The organism is Chroococcidiopsis sp. CCNUC1, assembly GCF_023546805.1.
In the GTDB taxonomy this organism is placed as follows: Bacteria; Cyanobacteriota; Cyanobacteriia; order Cyanobacteriales; family Chroococcidiopsidaceae; genus Chroococcidiopsis; species Chroococcidiopsis thermalis.
This window is the reverse complement of sequence record NZ_CP097480.1, coordinates 4,186,599-4,206,005: the sequence shown is the minus strand read 5'-3', so window position 1 is coordinate 4,206,005 and position 19,407 is coordinate 4,186,599. Positions and strand designations below refer to the sequence as shown.

The window sequence follows — 19,407 nt, the reverse complement described above, 5'->3', positions numbered from 1 at the left end:
AATGAATAAGAAAAATATTGAAGCTATTTATCCATTGTCTCCAACTCAGCAAGGGATGTTGTTTGAGACATTATTTGCTCCCAATTCAGGTATTCATCTTGAGCAATCTACTTTCACCTTACAGGGAGAGGTAAATGTGTCGGCTTGTGAGCAAGCTTGGCAGAGGATTATTGCACGGCACTCAGTTTTAAGAACAGGCTTTGTCTGGAAAGAGCAAGAGCAGCCACTTCAGGTAGTGTTGCGACAAGTAGCAGTCCCATTGGAGCAGCAAGACTGGCGAGAATATTCTTTGCTAGAACAACAAGCACAATTGCAAGCTTATCTTCAAAGCAATCGCGATCGCGGTTTCAATTTATCTCAACCACCTCTGATGCATTTGGCACTTTTCCAAACTGGCGATCGTACTTATCAATTAGTTTGGACTTCTCATCATATTCTCATGGATGGCTGGTGTAACCCTTTATTATTTCAGGAATTCTTATCTTTTTACCAAGCTTTAAGCCAAGGTCAAGATTTACACCTTAAACCAGTTCGCCCTTACAAAGATTATATTGCCTGGCTCAAGCAACAAGATGAATTACAAGTTCAAGAATTTTGGCAAAAAAACTTAAAAAATTTTACAAAAACCACTCCATTAGGAATAACAGCAGAACCCTTAACTAATAGTGCTAATAAAGCAAAATATGATGAGCAAAAAATATATTTAGATGCCACAAGTACAACAGTTATTAAATCTTTAGTAAAATCTCATCGCCTAACATTGAACACTCTAGTTCAAGGAATTTGGGCATTACTTCTTTGCCGCTATAGTAATAAAGATGATGTAGTTTTTGGGATTACAGTCTCCGGTCGTCCAGCAAATTTACCAGGAATCGAATCAGCCATCGGGCTTTTTATTAATACTTTGCCTTTAAGAGTAAAAATCGATCCGCAAGAAAAGTTATGGTACTGGTTCAACAATATCCAAAATTTTAATCTTGAGTTACGACAATACGAACACAGCAATGCAGGGCAAGTTCATCAATGCAGTGAATTACCGGGACATTTACCTCTTTATGAAAGTCTCTTAGTTTTCGAGAACTATCCTGTAGATGTAAATGCATTACAGTCTGCTGAGCTAAAAATTAACATATCTGATTCGCGTTCCATTGGCGCACAAACTAAATATGCTCTCACCCTCATAGCATCTGTTGAATCAGAACTCCATTTGAAATGCGTTTACGATCGACGTCGTTTTGATAGTGCTGATGTAGGGCAGATTTTAGAACATTTTTTAACTCTATTAAACAGGATTGTTTCTAATCCAGAAGCAACACTGCAAACACTTTTAGCGCAAATTCCTCTGGCGCAAATTCCAAGAGTTAGACCTTTACAAAAATCTGCACCAGTTACAGAAAACCAAGTTGTACAAACTCAACGCACTCCTGTAGAAGAGGTACTAGCAGGAATATGGGCACAAATTCTTGGTAGAGAATGTATAGGCAATCATGATAATTTTTTTGATTTAGGCGGACATTCACTGTTAGCAACTCAGGTAATATCTCGCCTTCGGGACGCTTTTGGAGTAGAGATACCGCTAAGTTATTTGTTTGAGTCGCCAACCATAGCAGAATGCGCCCAGAGAATAGAAACGAAAATCAGAACTGGGGAAAAGTTGGAGACTTTGCCAATAAAACCTGTTAGCAGGAGTAAAAACTTACCCTTATCTTTTGCTCAACAACGACTCTGGTTGCTCGATCAATTAGACCCAGGAAATCATACTTATAATATTCCTACGGCTGTGCGCTTAACTGGGTCACTCAACATCACAGCTTTAGAGCAAAGTCTGAAAGCAGTCGTCAGCCGTCACGAAACCTTACGTACAGTTTTTACTACAGTTGAAGGGCAACCAGTTCAGAAAATTCAACCGATTACAGAGATTACTATAGCGAGAGTAGACCTAAGAGGAAATGAGCGATCGCCTCAACAACGAGAAACGGAAGCAACGCACATTGCACTTGCAGAAGCACAAAGTCCTTTCAACCTAGCCCAAGGACCACTACTACGAGCCACATTACTACAGCTAGACGAAGCAGAGTATGTTTTACTGCTGACAATGCACCACATTATCTCCGACCTGTGGTCAATGACGATACTCATTCGGGAACTAGCAGACTTTTACGCAGCTTTTAGCCAAGGGAAATCGCTGACACTCCCTGACTTGCCAATTCAGTATGCAGATTTTTCTGTATGGCAGAGAGAATGGTTGCGCTTAAAGGTACTAGAAACCCAACTAAACTACTGGAAACAGCAACTCAAAGACGCACCTATAAAGCTAGAGTTACCCACAGACAGACCTCGACCTTTGCAGCCAACTTATACTGGCACAACCCAATCATTCCAACTATCCAAAGACCTCAGCGATGCACTGAAATTACTTAGCAGGCGGGAGGATGTTACTCTCTCTATGACCATGCTAGCTGCATATAACACCTTGCTCTACTACTACACTAAGCAAGAAGATATCCTTGTAGGTTCAGCTATTGCCAATCGCAACCGCAGCGAAATTGAAGGATTAATAGGCTTTTTTGTCAATAGTTTAGTTCTGCGAACAGACCTTTCAGTAAACCCTAGTTTTAGCCAATTGCTCCATCGGACACGTGAAGTAACTTTAGGAGCTTATGCGCATCAGGATTTGCCTTTTGAAAAGTTAGTTGGAGAATTGCAGCTAGAGCGCGACCTAAATTATAATCCCCTATTTCAAGTGTGGTTTGCTTTCCAGAATGTAGCCACAGCAGATATTCAAAAACTCACTTTGTCTTTACCAGATCTCACCCTTAGCCCATTCGATACCAACAAGCAGAGAGTTCCTTTTGATTTAGGGTTATTACTTTCTGAGCAAGCAGAAGGTATTAATGGTTGCTTTGAATATAAAACTGATTTATTTGAATCCAGCACTATAGTCCGCATGGCAGAACAGTTAGAAACACTTCTACAATGTGCGATCGCACAACCAGATATTCAACTATCCCAGTTAGTAGAAAAACTTAAAGAATCTGACTATCAAAAACAACTCAATCAAGAAAAAGAGTATAAAAACACAGTTCGTCAGAAGTTAATGAATATTAAACAAAAATCTAACATTAGCAGTAACTCATAACCCTATTTCCTTGGCGTAAATATAATTTTTGGTTTCAAATATGATGCAACCCCAAATTCTTGAAGGTGTCCGAATTTCCCCACTCCAGAAACATCTATGGTTGTTACAGCACGCAGATAAACAAACACCATTTCGCGCCCAAGTAGCAGTTTTAATTGAAGGCAAGCTAGACAGAGATAATCTGAATTTAGCCTTAAAAAATGTTGTTAATAAACATGAGATACTTAGGACTAAATTTAAATGCTTGCCGGGGATGAAAATTCCAGTTCAAGTAATCAATGATAGTGACATTAATTGGGAAGATGAATACGATCTAACTGGCTGGGAAACTCAGCAACAAGAAGCTAAAGTTGATGAAATTTTTCAGGATATGCTTCAGTTGCCTTTTGATTATGAAAAAGGGCAAAATTTGCGGATCGCCTTCATAACTTTATCGGCGCTAAAATATATATTGCTTTTAAGTTTACCCGCTTTGTGCGCGGATTCTGGAACTCTGAACAACCTGGTGCGAGAAATCAGCATTTCCTACGCAGCTTGTTTCCACCAGGAATTATCTGACGAAATTTTACAGTATGCTGATATTGCTGAATGGCAAAATGAATTACTTGAATCAGAAGATACAGAAACAGGTAGAGAATATTGGCGTAAACAGGATATTGCTCATCTTCTGAATTTAAGTTTGCCATTAGAGAATCAATCGCAAGCCGATCGAGAGTTTAAACCTCAAGTTGTCAGCTTGCAGATAAATCATGATTTAAATCAAAAAATTAAAATTTTAGCCGAGAAATATAATGCTTCTGTTTCCGTATTCTTATTAGCTTGTTGGCAAGTGTTGCTCATGCGCTTGACTGGACAATCGGAAATAGTTATCGGTACGGCTACTAATGGTCGTAATTACGAAGAATTAGGAACAGCGTTAGGATTATTTGCTAAATATTTACCGTTACATACTCATTTAACATCAATTAATTCTTTTAGTGAAGTTCTACAGCAAACTCAAGAATGCTTCCAAGAAATTTCTGAATGGCAGGATAGTTTTAATTGGGAGCAAATTAAACAAAATAATAAAGATATAACAGAATCATGTTTACCATTTTGTTTTGATTTTGAATCACAAAATGAGAAATATATTGCTTCTCCTACTAATATTTACTTTTCAATTTACAAACAGTATACCTGTATTGACAGATTTAAAATTAAATGTTCCTGTCTAGAAAGCGACAATTATTTAAATTTAGAATTTCATTACGATGCTAACTTATTTAGCGCCGAAAATATCAATCGCTTGGCAGGCGAATTTGAGACTTTATTGCACAGTGTCTTAAAAAATCCGTTATCTGCAATTAGTGCGTTAGAGATATTACCGCCAAACGAGCTACATCAACTGCTAGTTGATTTTAATACTACTCAAGCTGAGTATCCCAAAAATAAGTGCATTCACCAATTATTTGAGGAGCAGGTAGAAAAAACACCAGATGCAGTAGCGGTAGTGTTTGAAAATGAACAACTCACTTATAGTGAACTCAACATTCGTGCTAACCAACTAGCTCATTACTTACAGCAATTAGGAGTTAAGCTAGAAGTACCTGTGGGGATTTGTGTAGAACGATCCTTAGAAATGGTCATTGGCTTATTAGGTATCCTCAAAGCAGGTGGAGCATATCTACCGATTGAGCCAACCTATCCCCTAGAACGTCAAGCATTTATCTTAAAAGATGCTCAAACACCTGTACTACTAACTCAACAACATTTAGCAGCAAATCTACCAACTTCTGCAACTCAAGTAATTTACTTAGATATTGATTGGCAAATCATTAACCAACAGTCAACAAATAACCCAGTCAGTGATATTACAACTCTGAATCTAGCTTACATCATCTACACTTCCGGTTCGACTGGTAAACCCAAAGGGACATTAATTCACCATCAAGGATTAGTTAATTACCTCAGTTGGTGTAGCCAAGCTTATGGTGTGGAGCAAGGTACAGGAACAATAATTCACTCTCCTTTAGGATTTGACCTAACGATTACCAGCCTTTTCTCTCCTTTACTGGTGGGGAATCAGGTAGAAATTCTTTCACCAGACGAAGGTATTGAAACTCTGGCTAATGCTTTACGCGATCGCTCTAACTTAAGCTTGGTGAAAATTACACCGGCTCACTTGAAGTTACTATGTCAGATTTTATCACCGCAATCAGCCGCAGGTCGCACTAGAGCCTTCATCATTGGTGGTGAGAATTTGTTGGCTGAAGATATTGCTTTTTGGCGCGAGTTTGCACCAGAGACAATGTTGGTAAATGAATACGGTCCGACAGAAACAGTTGTCGGTTGCTGCATTTACAAAGTACCACCAGGAGAAAATCTTTCAACTTCAGTCGCTATTGGTGAGCCTATTGCTAACACCCAGTTATATGTTCTTGACCAACACTGTCAACCTGTACCGATTGGTGTAGTGGGTGACTTACACATTGGTGGCTTAGGATTAGCTAGAGGTTATCTCAATCAGCCGCAATTGACAGCACAAAAGTTCATTCCCAACCCATTTTCTCAAACACCAGGAGAGAGGCTGTATAAAACAGGTGATTTGGCGCGTTACCGAGCAGATGGAGTTCTGGAATATCTGGGACGCATTGATGACCAGGTAAAAATTCGCGGTTTCCGCATTGAATTAGCAGAGATTCAGTCTGTAATTTTAGAGTATTCAGGGGTAAAGGAAGCCGTAGTCATAGCACGGGAGGATGTTCCAGGTAACAAACGTTTAGCTGCATACATTGTTTGGAATGCAGAATCACCCAGTTCTATCGACGTTATGCAAAGCTTTTTGCAAGAAAAGCTGCCTGATTATATGGTTCCCTCAGTTTTCGTGCCATTGAAGGAATTGCCTTTGACAAATAACGGCAAAGTAAATACAAAAGCATTGCCAGCACCAGAACAAGTTAGAGCCGCGTCAGGTACTTTTGTACCACCTACTACACCGACTGAAAAATTATTAGCAGACATTTGGACTCAAGTTTTGCGTGTGGAACGCTTAGGTATCCACGATAACTTCTTTGAGTTGGGCGGAGATTCCATCTTGAGTATCCAAATTATTGCTAAAGCTAATCAAGCTGGTTTGCAACTGATTCCTAAGCAGATGTTCGACCATCAAACAATTGCAAAATTAGCAGCAGTGGCGGGTACGGTTCGCACTATCCAAGCAGAGCAGGGATTAGTCAAAGGGGATGTATTTCTCACCCCGATTCAACATTGGTTTTTTGAGCAAAATCAGCCTGAGCCACATCACTACAATCAGGCAATTTTGCTGGAAATGCGACAAAATCTCGACAGGGAGATTTTACAGCAGGTCATGCAGCAGTTAATATTGCATCATGATTCACTTCGCCTACGTTTTGTCAAGGAATCTGGATGGAAGCAAGCGATCGCTACTCCCACAGATATTGTGCCAGCGATCCGCTATGATTTTTCTACATTGTCACAGCAAGAACAACAAAAGGCGATCGCCTCCACAGCTACAAAATTACAAGCTAGTTTTAATCTCTCTGTGAGTCCCTTAGTACAAGAGGCTATTTTTGACCGTGGTACAAATCAGCCCAGCTACTTACTACTAATCATTCACCATTTAGCTGTTGACGGTGTTTCTTGGCGCATTCTCCTAGAGGATTTCCAAACTGTTTACGCCCAAATACAAGCGGGTGAGGCAATTAAATTACCAGCTAAAACAACTTCGTTCCAGCAGTGGGCGCAAAAGCTAAAAAACTACGTACAATCAGTCGAACTTCAAAAAGAACTAGACTACTGGTGTTCAGAATCCCGCCGTCAAATTGCTCCCATCCCAGTAGATTTCCCCAGAGGCGAGAACACACAGGCTTCGGCTCGTACTATATCTGTTTCCCTGAGTGTGGCAGATACGCAAGCTTTGTTGCAAAAAGTACCAGCTGCTTATCAAACCCAAATTAACGATGTATTACTAACAGCATTGGTACAAACTTTTGCTGAGTGGATGGGAGAGCCAACACTGCTATTAGATTTAGAAGGACATGGGCGGGAAGAAATATTTGATGATGTGGATTTGTCAAGGACTGTGGGCTGGTTTACGACCATTTTCCCAGTACTATTAAAATTGCCAGCAACTGCTGACCTAGCCACGACGGTTAAAACTGTCAAGGAGCAGTTACGCGAGATTCCCAATCGCGGTATCGGTTATGGTGTACTGCGTTATCTGAGTAGCGACGCAATAGCAGAAAAACTGCAAACTCTACCGCAAGCTGAGGTGCTGTTCAACTATTTGGGACAATCCGACCAAGTTCTTTTTGAATCATCGCCCTTTAGTCTAGCAGACGCAGATATTGGCGCTGCACGCAGTCCCAGGGGAAGCCGTTGTCATTTATTAGATATCAACGCGATTGTAGTTGCAGAGCAATTACAAATCAGTTGGACTTACAGCAATACGATTCATCGCCAAAGGACGGTTGAAAATCTAGCCCAGAATTTTATCAAAGCATTGCGTTCAGCTACGCTGGGCGGAACGCCATCGCTAATTCACCAAGAATCTGAAAATAACTCGCTTCGTGCAGATTTATCAGACTTTCAGTGGAGCGAAACTGACCTCGAAAACATCATTGCAGCAATTGGAGACGTTTGAAATGGGTATGCAAAATGTAGAGGATTTCTATCCTCTTTCACCAATGCAGCAGGGATTACTTTTTCATACCCTATCTGCACCAGATACAGGAGTTTATTTTAATCAATTAGTATGTACCCTTTCTGGTCAACTGAATATTCCTGTCTTTGAAAGAGTTTGGCAGCAGGTAATTGAGCGTCATCCAATTTTGCGGACTTGTTTTTGCTGGAAAGGTATAAAAGAACCTGTACAAGTAGTGCTGCGTCAGGTGCAACTGCCTTTAAAGTATTACAACTGGCAAGACCTTTCATCTACTGAGCAGCAAGAAAAGTTAGCAGCTTTTTTAGAGAGCGATCGCACTTTAGGGATCGATCTCACCCAAGCGCCATTAATCCGTTTGGCGTTAATTCAACTGAGCGAAAACACTTACCAATTCGTCTGGAACACCCATCATCTAATTACCGATGGTTGGTCTACATCATTGTTGCTGGAGGAAGTTTTTAAATTTTATACTGCCTTTTGTCAAGGTAAAGAATTACAGTTAGAGCCTCCCCGTCCTTACCGAGATTACATCAAATGGCTACATAAACAGGATTTAACAAAGGCTGAGACTTTTTGGCGACAGACGTTGAGTGGTTTTTCTGCTCCTACTAACCTACGTATTGAAAAATCACACAGTAGCACTCATAGCCAAATAAAAAATCATGCAGCCCAACAAATCAAACTGTCAGCCAGCCAAACCGCAGCGATGCGATCGCTCGTTCGTCAGCAGCAAATTACCCTCAATACTTTAGTACAAGGTGCTTGGACTTGGCTTTTGAGCTATTACAGTGGTGAGACAGACGTAGTTTTTGGTGTCACCGTCTCTGGTCGTCCGGTAACGCTGGTGGGTGCAGAATCTATGGTGGGATTGTTCATTAACAGCTTACCTCTGAGGGTGCAGGTAGCAGCAAATACTTCTGTTGTAGCTTTCCTCAAGCATATCCAGGCTCAACAAGCAGAAATTTCTCAGTATGAATACAGCCCCTTAGTACAGGTGCAGGGGTGGAGTGAAGTACCACGGGGAATGACTTTATTTGATAGCATTTTGGTATTTGAAAATTACCCGGTGGACACTTCAAAACGGCAAATTGATAATCTAGAAATTTTGAATGTTGTTACCGATGAACGGACAAACTATCCTTTAACGGTGACAGTCGTACCTAGCCAAGAGTTGTCATTAGAAATTGCTTACAATCGCGATCGCTTTGATGATGATGCGATTACTCGAATGTTAGGGCATTTGGACAACTTGCTAGCAGGTATAGTTGCAAATCCCCAGCAGCGCCTGTCAGACTTGCCTTTGTTGGCAGAAGCAGAAAAGCAAACTTTATTAGTTGAGTGGAATAATACTCAAATAGAGTATCCGCAAGACTTGTGCATTCATCAATTATTTGAAGCACAGGTAGAAAAAACACCTAATGCAGTAGCAGTAGTACACGAGAATCAACATTTAACTTACCAACAGCTCAATCAAAAAGCTAATCAACTCGCTCATTACCTACGAAAACATGGAGTAGCGCCAGAGGTATTAGTGGGGATTTGTGTAGAGCGTTCCCTAGAAATGATAGTAGGATTATTGGCAATTCTCAAAGCAGGCGGGGCATATCTCCCACTAGATCCAGCATATCCGCAAGAAAGGTTAGCGTATATGTTAGCTGATGCTCAAGTGTCAGTGTTGCTTACCCAGGAATCTTTGTCAGCAAATCTAGATACCTCAGCCAAAGTTATATGTATAGATAACGCAGAGTTAATCATACAACAACCGCAAACTAATCTTATCAATCAAAGCCAACTTGACAATTTAGCATATGTAATCTATACATCTGGTTCAACAGGCAAACCCAAAGGGGTGATGATTGAACAAGGGTCTTTAGTTAACTACACCCAAGCAGCAATCACGGAATATGAAATAAATTCTAGCGATCGCATTCTTCAATTTGCTTCCATTAGCTTTGATGCAGCCGCCGAAGAAATTTTTCCTTGTTTAGTACAGGGAGCAACCTTGGTACTGCAAACTGATGAAATGTTAACTTCAATTCCTTACTTTTTAGAAAAATGCCAACACCAATCGCTGACTATATTAGATTTACCCACCGCTTTTTGGCAGCAATTAACTTCTGAGTTATATGCGTTCAAATTAACTTTACCGTTATCTGTAAGATTAGTGATTATCGGTGGTGAAAAAGCATTAACTGATAAAGTATTAATTTGGCAAAAATGTGTAGATAAAAGAATTAGACTAGTCAATAGCTACGGTCCTACTGAAACCACAGTAGTAGCTACAACTTGTGATTTATCAGAGCAAACTTTTACCCAAGAAATACCTATTGGCAAAGCTATTTCTAATATTCAAACTTATATTTTAGATTGCTATCTGCAACCAGTTCCTATTGGTATTCCCGGAGAATTGTATATTGGTGGTCAAGGTGTAGCACGAGGTTATCTCAATCAACCTGAATTAACGGCTGAGAAATTCATTCCCAACCCTTTTAACAAAGCAGGAGACAAAAAGTTATACAAAACAGGAGACTTAGTACGCTATCGCAGTGATAGTAATATCGAAATCATTGGTCGCGTAGACCATCAAGTAAAAATTCGTGGTTTCCGTATCGAACTAGGAGAAATAGAAGCCAAATTAATTCAGCATTTGATGGTGCAAGATAGTGTAGTTGTAGTTAGGGAAGATAACCCTGGTGATAAACGCCTAGTAGCATATATTGTTCCTAGCACTCAAAATTATGACTTAAAAAATCATAGCGAACTGATACCAGAATTACGACAATTACTCAAAGCAAGTCTACCAAATTATATGCTTCCTTCTGCTTTTGTACTATTGGAAAAACTACCACTTACACCCAATGGCAAAATAGACCGCAAAGCCCTACCTATAGCTGACCAGACTGATTCCAATATTGGAACAACCTATATAGCACCACGTACACCAGTTGAAGAACAACTAGCGAAAATTTGGGCTGATTTGCTCAAGGTTAAACAAGTTGGAATTGAAGATAACTTTTTTGACTTGGGAGGACATTCTTTACTACTAACACAGCTTGTTTTCCGAGTACGTCAAATATGGCAAATAGAATTACCTTTAAGCAGTTTGTGGGAAATGCCGACAATTGCTAGTTTAGCCCAAAGTATTGAAACGGCTGAAAACAGGGGTTATTCTACTGTCGCTATTACTTCCAAAAATCAAATTAATTGGCAAGCCGAAGCTGTCCTTAATTCTGCAATACGTCCTGAAGCACCAATTAAGTATCCAACTGAGCCTGCTAAAATTTTCTTAACTGGTGCCACAGGTTTTGTAGGATCGTTTTTACTTTATGAACTTTTACAACAAACTCATGCAGATATTTATTGCTTAGTACGTGCTGCTAACTTGGAAGAGGGCAAAAACAGAATTAAAAATAGCCTCGAATCATATTTACTTTGGGATAATTCTTTCAGTTCTAGGATTATTGCAACTGTAGGTAATTTATCTGAGCCACTCTTGGGACTTTCTCAGCAGAAATTTCAAGAATTGGCGGAGTTAATTGATGTAATCTATCACAATGGGGCTTTGGTTCATCATGCTTCCCCATACGCCACACTCAAGGCGGCAAATGTATTAGGAACCCAGGAAGTTTTGAGACTAGCATCTCAAGGTAAAGTCAAACCTGTGCATTTTATGTCAACTGATGGGGTTTTTTCTGCTAAAGGTTATTCGGGTGTAAAAGTAGTACGAGAACAAGACAGCCTTGATGATTATCAAGTACCATCTGGTGGGTACACTCAGAGTAAATGGGTTGCCGAAAAGTTAGTCACCATTGCCCGCGATCGCGGTCTTCCTGTATGTATATATAGAATAGGACGTGTTTCTGGACACAGCCAAACCGGAGTATTCAATCAAAATGACTTTTTATATAGGTTAATCATCGGCTGTATCAAACTTGAGAAAGTGCCAGATGTCAATATGATTGAAGACATAGCACCTGTAGATTATGTAAGCAAAGCTATAGTCTATTTATCCAAACAAGAGCAATCTATTGGTAAAGCTTTTCATTTTGTAAATCCGCAACCTTTTCATTCCAATACACTCATCAAATTACTCCGTAGCGTTGGCTATTCACTGCAACAAGTTTCTGAGCAACAATGGCAAGCAGCTTTAATTAACATTGCGAAACACCATCCAGAACATCCATTATTTCCACTTGTACTATTGTTGAATGCGCCGAAAAATCATAACTCAATATTATTAAATTTTGATTGTCAAAATACAACCAAGGGGCTGGCTAATACTGGCATTACTTGCCCGCCAGTGGATGAGAAGTTACTCAATACTTACTTGTCATATCTGCTGAAAACAGGTTTTTTAGAAAATCCTAAGCAGAAATTATTAAACATTTAAATTTCCAATAATTCACCACATATTACTGCCATGCAATTAACCAATTCAGCATCTACAAGCAACTTAAATTTTCAACAACAGCTACTAGAAAATTTCATTGACCGTTACATCAATAAAACACAAACATCAAAGCAGTTAACCCAAGTCTATCGTTCTGTACTTGCCGATAGAAGAAATTCTATGGAATTTCACAAGGTATTCAAAGAAATGGTCTATCCCATTATTGGCAAACGTGCTTCTGGTTCTAAAATGTGGGATATTGATGGTAACGAATATCTAGACCTTGTGATGGGCTTTGGAGTCAATCTTTTTGGTCATAATCCATCTTTTATTAAAGAAGCCATACAAGAGCGATTAGAGCAAGGCATACATATTGGACCACAATCAGATTTAGCTGGTGAAGTTGCACAGTTATTCTGTGAACTCACAGGTATGGAACGTGTGACTTTTAGTAATACTGGCACAGAAGCTGTGATGACAGCAATACGCCTAGCACGCGCTACAACAGTCCGGCAAAAAATTGCCATGTTTGCAGGTTCTTATCATGGGCATTTTGATGGCACTTTAGTTAAAAGACAGAAAATAGACGACCAATTCATTGTAGTTCCACGTTTTCCTGGTGTCTTGCCGAACGTAGCTCAAGATATTTTAGTTTTGGATTATGGTGATTTCAAATCATTAGAAATAATTAAAGCTTATCAACATGAATTAGCTGCTGTTTTAGTCGAACCTATTCAAGATGAACGACCAGATATACAACCGCAAGATTTTCTTGTTCAATTGAGAGAAATCACTCAAAAATCTGGCATCGCTTTAATCTTTGATGAAATGCTTACCGGCTTCCGGATTCATTTAGGTGGAGCGCAAGCATGGTTTGGCATTGAAGCAGACATAGCAACTTATGGAAAAATTGTCGGTGGTGGCTTACCCATTGGAATTATCGCTGGCAAAGCAGCTTACATGGATAGAATAGACGGTGGGATGTGGAACTATGGAGACGCATCTTTTCCTCAAGTAGAAACAACATTTTTTGCCGGAACTTACTGTAAACATCCCCTGGCTATGGCTGCTGCACGAGCAGTCCTTAAATATTTACAAAGCCAAGGTAATGCCCTTCAACAACAATTAAATGAACGTACTTCTCAGTTTGTAAAAAAACTGAATACTTATTTTCAAGAAGATGAAGTACCGATTCGCTTGGCAAACTGTGGTTCCATATTTACTTCTGTTTCCTTAGGAAATGCTGTTGATTCTGAAGATTCTGCTTCAGGAAATTTGGATTTGATTTTTTATCATCTTATCTCTCGTGGAGTTTTTATGATTCCCAATGGCGGTTTATTATCAACAGCCCATACTGACGAAGATTTAGAATACATTATTCAAGCTGTGAAAGATAGTATCAAGGAACTTCGAGAAAGTGGCTTTTTACCTTAAAAGTTACATTGATAAATCAATTCAATAATCAATAGAAAAATAAGGACATGGTTACAATTCAACCTAATGCTACATATGACCCTTGGGCTAAAATCTATAATGATTATTGGGGTCAAAGATACTGCCAAACAGTTTTGCCAGCTTTTGAAAAGCTACTACAACAATATAATGTTCATCAAGGGGCAAACCTTCTTGATTTATGTTGTGGTACTGGACACGTAGCACAAAGTTTAAGCGAGCAAGGATATCAAGTAACAGGTCTTGATATTTCGGCAGGAATGTTGCAATATGCGCGTGAGAATGCCCCCAGTGCAAAATTTATCCTTGATGATGCCAGATTTTTTAATTTGCCGTCTACTTTTCATGCAGTGATTTGCGCTAATGCAGGTCTTAATGAAATATTACTTCTTGAAGATTTGCAAGCAGTATTCAAAAAAGTATATGATTCACTTCTGGATAATGGAATTTTTCTGTTTGGATTAAATTTAGAAGATTTTTATAAATCTTGGCATGGTACAATTTCAGATGGTGATGTAAAAGACGATTTCGCCTGGGCTTGTTGTGATAGCTATAACCCAGAAGCAAAAATAGGTCAATTTAAAATTACTATCTTTCAAAAAGTAGAGGAATTTTGGCAACGTTTAGATATTAATAATTCAGTAAGAGGTTATTCTCGAATAGAAGTTATTACAGCTCTCAAAAATGTAGGATTTACAGATATTTATATCTATGGTAAAGAGGGTGATATAGTAAAATCTGAACATAATTTTCATGTCATCTTTTTAGGAAGTAAGCAATCTAAATAGACAAATTTGGAGTCGATAAACAATGAATAACGCCGATACAGAAAACCAAACTATTTATAAAGTTGTGGTTAATCATGAAGAACAGTATTCTATTTGGCCTGCTGATAGAGAAAATGCTCTTGGTTGGAGAGATGCAGGTAAAAGTGGGCTGAAATCAGAATGTCTAGAATACATTAAAGAAGTATGGACTGATATGAGACCTCTAAGTTTGCGAAAGAAAATGGAGGAGCTATCTGGTCAAAATTAATACTTCTATAACTTTGCCATTGCTATTTGTAGAGGGTTTTAACTTCTCTACAATACTTGTATTATTGAAACTTAAAATACAAGGAAAAATTTAATTTTAGTGCGAATTCAAATTGTCATGAAAACAAACATATTAAATCTTAACTCTTGGATAATTTGCCCTCAACTTTACCCTATTTACTTGAATAATTTTATTTCTTTGTTGTGTGGTTCATTTTTAGTTACAGGCTTGACTGTTAGCCGTATTATTCAAGTACATCCTTAGTGGCATAATCATTTTGCCACTGCTGGGCTTGAGTGTTGTGACGATCGCTTGAATTATTGAGCAGGAATGCTGCTAGCCTACCGCGATTGCTTACTGCTGTTTTGCTGATATCTGCTGGGCGATCGCAGTCTTTAATCTTTTACTTCAAATCAAATGTTTTTTACGGATAAAACTAAGCTTGATAGTCCTTTGGGCTGGCAGAAACAATTTAGAAGGCTGTTACCTTTTTTACTGAGCATCATATTTACGTTGGCAGTGAGTAGCCAGAGTATAAGCTCTGCACCCAAAAGTACAGAAATTCTTTGGGACACCTACGGTATACCCCATATTTACGGTAGTAATGCCCAAGGAGCTTTTAAAGCCTTTGGGTGGGCGCAAACGCAAAGTCATGCTAACTTGCTGTTGCGCCTTTACGGACAAGCAAGGGGAAAGGCTGCCGAATATTGGGGAGAGGAATATATAGATTCAGACAAATGGGTACTAACGATGGGTGTACCCAAAAGAGCGATCGCTTGGTATGAAGCCCAAAACCCGGCGTTTCGGAGTTACATAGATGCCTTTGCAGATGGGATTAATGCCTATGCCAAAGAACATCGCAATTTAATTGACGATGAAGTAGAAGTAGTGTTACCAGTCAAGCCAGAAGATGTACTCAGCCACCTGCAACGGTTACTGCTGTTTACTTTTGTGGTCAATCAGGGGAGTGTTGCACAGGTGAGTCAACATCAGTCTCCAGCAGCCTCTAATGGTTGGGCGATCGCACCAAAAAGGTCTGCTAGTGGCAAGGCGATGCTGTTAGCTAACCCTCACTTGCCTTGGGGAGACTTATTATGGTACGAAGCTCAAATTACTGCGCCTGGGATTGATGCTTACGGGTCAACATTGGTTGGTATTCCCGTATTAGCGATCGCCTTCAACGATAATTTAGGTTGGACTCACACTGTCAATACTCATGATGGTTGGGATGCCTACGAACTGAAATTGCAGAACAATGGCTATCTTTTTGATGGCAAAGTTCGCCCCTTTGAAACAGCAAGCTTTCCATTAAAGGTGAAGCAGAAAAATGGCTCGTTGCGCGAACAAATATTTACAGTCAAAAGTTCTGTTCACGGGCCTGTAGTGAGCAAGAAAGATAGCACTTTAGCACTGCGTGTTGTTGGGCAAGACAGTTCTGGTGTATTAGCCCAGTGGTGGGATATGGCTAGAGCCAAAAATCTCAACCAGTTTCAGAAGGTACTACAACGGTTGCAACTTTCCATGTTTACTGTCATGTATGCCGACCGCGAAGGACATATCATGCACCTATTCAACGGTCAGGTTCCCGTGCGTCAACAAGGAGACTTTATATACTGGCAAGGTATAATCCCTGGTGATACATCCAAAACTTTGTGGACTAAAAATCATCCTTACCAAGATTTGCCCAAAGTCATCGATCCTGCTAGTGGTTGGTTGCAAAATGCCAACGATCCACCTTGGACTACAACTTCTCCACTAGCTATCAAAGCAAACGATTATCCACCTTACATGGCTCCAAGAGGACCAATGTATTTCCGGGCGCAGAGTTCTGCTAGGATGTTAGCTGAAGATGAAAGCATTTCGTTTGACGAAATGGTTGCTTACAAGCATTCTACCCGGATGGAATTAGCCGAAAGGATTCTCGATGAGTTGATTGGGGCTGCTCAACAGCAACAGGATGAATTAACACGCCGCGCCGCCCATGTCTTAGCAGCATGGGATCGCAAAGCTGATGCTGATAGTCGAGGTGCTGTACTGTTTAGTTTCTGGGTTGACGCTATAGACTTCGATACGGTGTTTAAGACTCCTTGGAACGAGAAATCTCCATTCAAAACACCTGACGGCTTGGCCGATCCTCAAAGTGCAGTGAAAGCGTTGGCAGATGCAGCAGCAAAAGTAGAAAAAGCTTACAAAAAGCTAGATATAGCTTGGGGTGATGTCTTTCGATTGCGGTCTGGCAATTTAGATTTACCAGCTAATGGTGGTGATGGAGATAGAGGTATTTTCCGTGTAGTGAATTACGCCCCAACAGGTGATGGACGCTTTCAAGCAGCCGGAGGTGATTCTTACGTTGCTGCTGTTGAGTTCTCTCAGCCAGTCAAAGCATTGGCTCTCATCGGTTATGGTAATTCCAGTCAACCTAATTCGCCCCATGTTAGCGATCAACTGCCACTTTTTGCTCGTCAACAATTGCGTCCGGTTTGGCGAACCCGAAAGGAGATTACAGCCCACTTAGAGGAGCGCAAAGCATTCTAAAAAAGGAGCAAAAAGCAGGATTTTAACCTAGTTCTGTTTTCCCAAATGAATGTTAACCAAAAATTATAGGTAATGTTTTCTGATGCGAAACAAAGAGAATAGCAAAAGCAACTACAACGTTACCTAAAGGAATAAAAAATCCACAAATATCACCTTTACTAGGTCTGGTTCTGGGAATAATTATCCTGCTAATCAGCTTGGTGTTCAGTGTCACTCTTGGTGCAGCAGAAATACCTCTAGGCAAGATTCTGGAATCCTTTAGACCTGTCCGAAATATAAATCTGGATACAAAAAAATGGTAGAACGGTAAATTGAGTGTCTACCGTTGGTCTACCATAATGAAAAATCCACTTCATTATATTCACAAATATCCACTCCGTACCAAACAAATATTGGGAATTAGCTACGAGCAATTTCTTTTATTAGTTAAAGGGCTGCGACAAGTAATGGAACAAAAAACCGGAATAAGAAACCGGACAATTTTCTTATCTCCTCAGCCATGTATATACATATATGGCTACTATGCCTTACCATGTATATACATAGGCAAGAGGAGAAAAGCGGTAAAAACTTTATACGCTAAAAACTTTATACGCTTTAGCACTCAGGTTGCAGATACAGTGCTAGTTTTGTAAGACTGCCCGCAGTATGGGCAAAATCTGAACTTGATTGACACTATGAGTTCGTTACAACTAACGCAGCGATCGCGCAGTTGCGTCCCACAAGCAAAACAAAAAAGAGAGCGTGGATTTAACCACATGAGTTCGGCTTGGGTTCCTGGTGTCCAACAGTTAGGGCAAATTTTCAACTGCTGTACCGCTGCTACTGGCATTCCTCGACATACTGCCTCCAAATACTCTTCTGAAATCTGCAAAGCTCTCGACAATCCTGTTAGTGACTTGGAGTTGAGGCGAGTTGTCAATCCTTTCTCAATCTTGCCTACACTTTGTAAGTGAATACCCGCTTTGTGAGCTTATTCGGCTTGACTCATTCCAAGCGCAGTTCTAACTCGCCGGACGTACTCTGTCAGCTTTTCACCTTGAGCTGGTAGTTTATCAGTTTCAGAAATAAACATAAAAGTAAGTAACAAAGTCACTTATAAAAGTATATGATTAGCTAGCTCATCTGAGTTATCTTATTTTAGATAAGTGATAAAGTATGAATGTGTTTCTTGCTACTGTGGCTACATAATTTTTAGAGCGTTCGGGATTGAGCCAGAGTACAATTCGTTCGTTTGAGTCAAAGAAAGCTTCCCTTGTTACAGCAATACGGACGATCGCCTGTTAGTTCGCTCAATCGTCAACAACTAGAGCAATACCTTAATAACTTGACTCATTTGTCCTACACGACTCACAATCGCCACTCCTCTATTATTCAATCTTTGCTTAACTTTGCCTTAGAACAAGGCTATATTGAATCCAACCCAATCGCCCGCCTCAAACGCCGCAAGCCAGATCGTGAAAAGGGCGAACACAATAGTGATGAAGTGATTCACTATCTAAATCCACAGCAACTTAAGATTTTTTACAGTTTGTTAGAACCCAACTCCAGGCTACACACACTGGTACTCCTACTACATCGAACTGGAGCAAGAATTGCAGAAGCCTTAGCTCTAGATCTAGAACAAATAGACTTAAAAGAATACAAATTCCAAGTAGTGGGTAAAGGAAACAAGCTCATGTGGTGCTTCTATGGTGAGGACTTAGCTACTGTACTAGAGAAATATCTTAGACTCTATCGACATCAAGATTCACCTGCCCTATTCACTGCTCAAAATCCCTTCACAAAAGAAGTCTCTAGGCTGTCTTACCGTACTGCTTATGAAGATTGGAGCCGAACCACGCAGCAGAGATTAGAGCTAAAAGGCTGCCGTCTACACGATTTGAGGCATACGTTTGCCACCGAACGGGTGGGGCTGATGGGGATTGAAGAATTGAGAGCGCTGATGGGACATACTAACATCCAGACGACATTACGCTATCAAAAAGTTACATCAAGTCGTGCGCAAGAAGTAGCCAAGAAAGCGTTAAAAGCTTTACTGAAAAGCTGAATTTTATCAAATAGTTTTATTCAAAATAAATGTTAATAAAATAAATTTGTCTACAAATTTTTCTGTGGAGTGCAGAGTATTGACCGTACTCTGTCTATACAAATTGAGACTACCTACTAGGGTCGGAAGTCTATCCCCAACAG

General features: G+C 39.9%; 9 protein-coding genes. 8 read left to right on the top strand and 1 reads right to left on the bottom strand.

The genetic code is table 11. The features are described 5' to 3' along the window. Position 1: 1 nt before the first annotated feature. The 7 genes from M5J74_RS19535 to M5J74_RS19505 all read left to right on the top strand — a co-directional run bounded on the left by M5J74_RS19535 (position 2) and on the right by M5J74_RS19505 (position 17,214). On the top strand, positions 2-3,139 hold the full coding sequence (locus M5J74_RS19535; RefSeq protein ID WP_250012825.1) for a condensation domain-containing protein: 3,138 nt from the start codon (positions 2-4) through the stop codon (positions 3,137-3,139). A gap of 40 nt (positions 3,140-3,179) precedes the next feature. After that, entirely contained in the window at positions 3,180-7,781 is a 4,602-nt protein-coding gene (locus tag M5J74_RS19530) for a non-ribosomal peptide synthetase (protein ID WP_250012823.1), read from the top strand. 1 nt (position 7,782) lies between these two features. After that, positions 7,783-12,192, top strand: a complete 4,410-nt coding sequence (locus M5J74_RS19525; protein ID WP_250012822.1) for a non-ribosomal peptide synthetase — start codon at positions 7,783-7,785, stop codon at positions 12,190-12,192. Positions 12,193-12,222: 30 nt separating this feature from the next. Beyond that, the gene (locus M5J74_RS19520) at positions 12,223-13,626 is read left to right on the top strand and encodes an aspartate aminotransferase family protein (RefSeq protein ID WP_250012821.1); all 1,404 of its coding nucleotides are present in this window, start codon (positions 12,223-12,225) and stop codon (positions 13,624-13,626) included. 47 nt (positions 13,627-13,673) lie between these two features. Further along, entirely contained in the window at positions 13,674-14,432 is a 759-nt protein-coding gene (locus M5J74_RS19515) for a class I SAM-dependent methyltransferase (protein WP_250012820.1), read from the top strand. Between the two features lie 22 nt (positions 14,433-14,454). Further along, positions 14,455-14,679 (top strand): MbtH family protein, encoded by a 225-nt coding sequence (locus M5J74_RS19510; RefSeq protein WP_106216956.1) that lies wholly within the window; start codon positions 14,455-14,457, stop codon positions 14,677-14,679. A 417-nt stretch (positions 14,680-15,096) separates the two neighbouring features. Further along, the gene (locus M5J74_RS19505) at positions 15,097-17,214 is read left to right on the top strand and encodes an acylase (protein ID WP_250012819.1); all 2,118 of its coding nucleotides are present in this window, start codon (positions 15,097-15,099) and stop codon (positions 17,212-17,214) included. Between the two features lie 604 nt (positions 17,215-17,818). Here M5J74_RS19505 and M5J74_RS33550 read toward each other — a convergent pair. Then, positions 17,819-17,974 carry a zinc ribbon domain-containing protein gene (locus M5J74_RS33550; protein ID WP_371934057.1) on the bottom strand — a complete coding sequence of 52 codons (156 nt, stop codon included), beginning with the start codon at positions 17,972-17,974 and terminating at the stop codon, positions 17,819-17,821. A gap of 474 nt (positions 17,975-18,448) precedes the next feature. Here M5J74_RS33550 and M5J74_RS19495 point away from each other — a divergent pair, with 474 nt between their 5' ends. Next, positions 18,449-19,264, top strand: a complete 816-nt coding sequence (locus M5J74_RS19495) for a site-specific integrase (protein ID WP_250012818.1) — start codon at positions 18,449-18,451, stop codon at positions 19,262-19,264. Positions 19,265-19,407 lie beyond the last annotated feature (143 nt).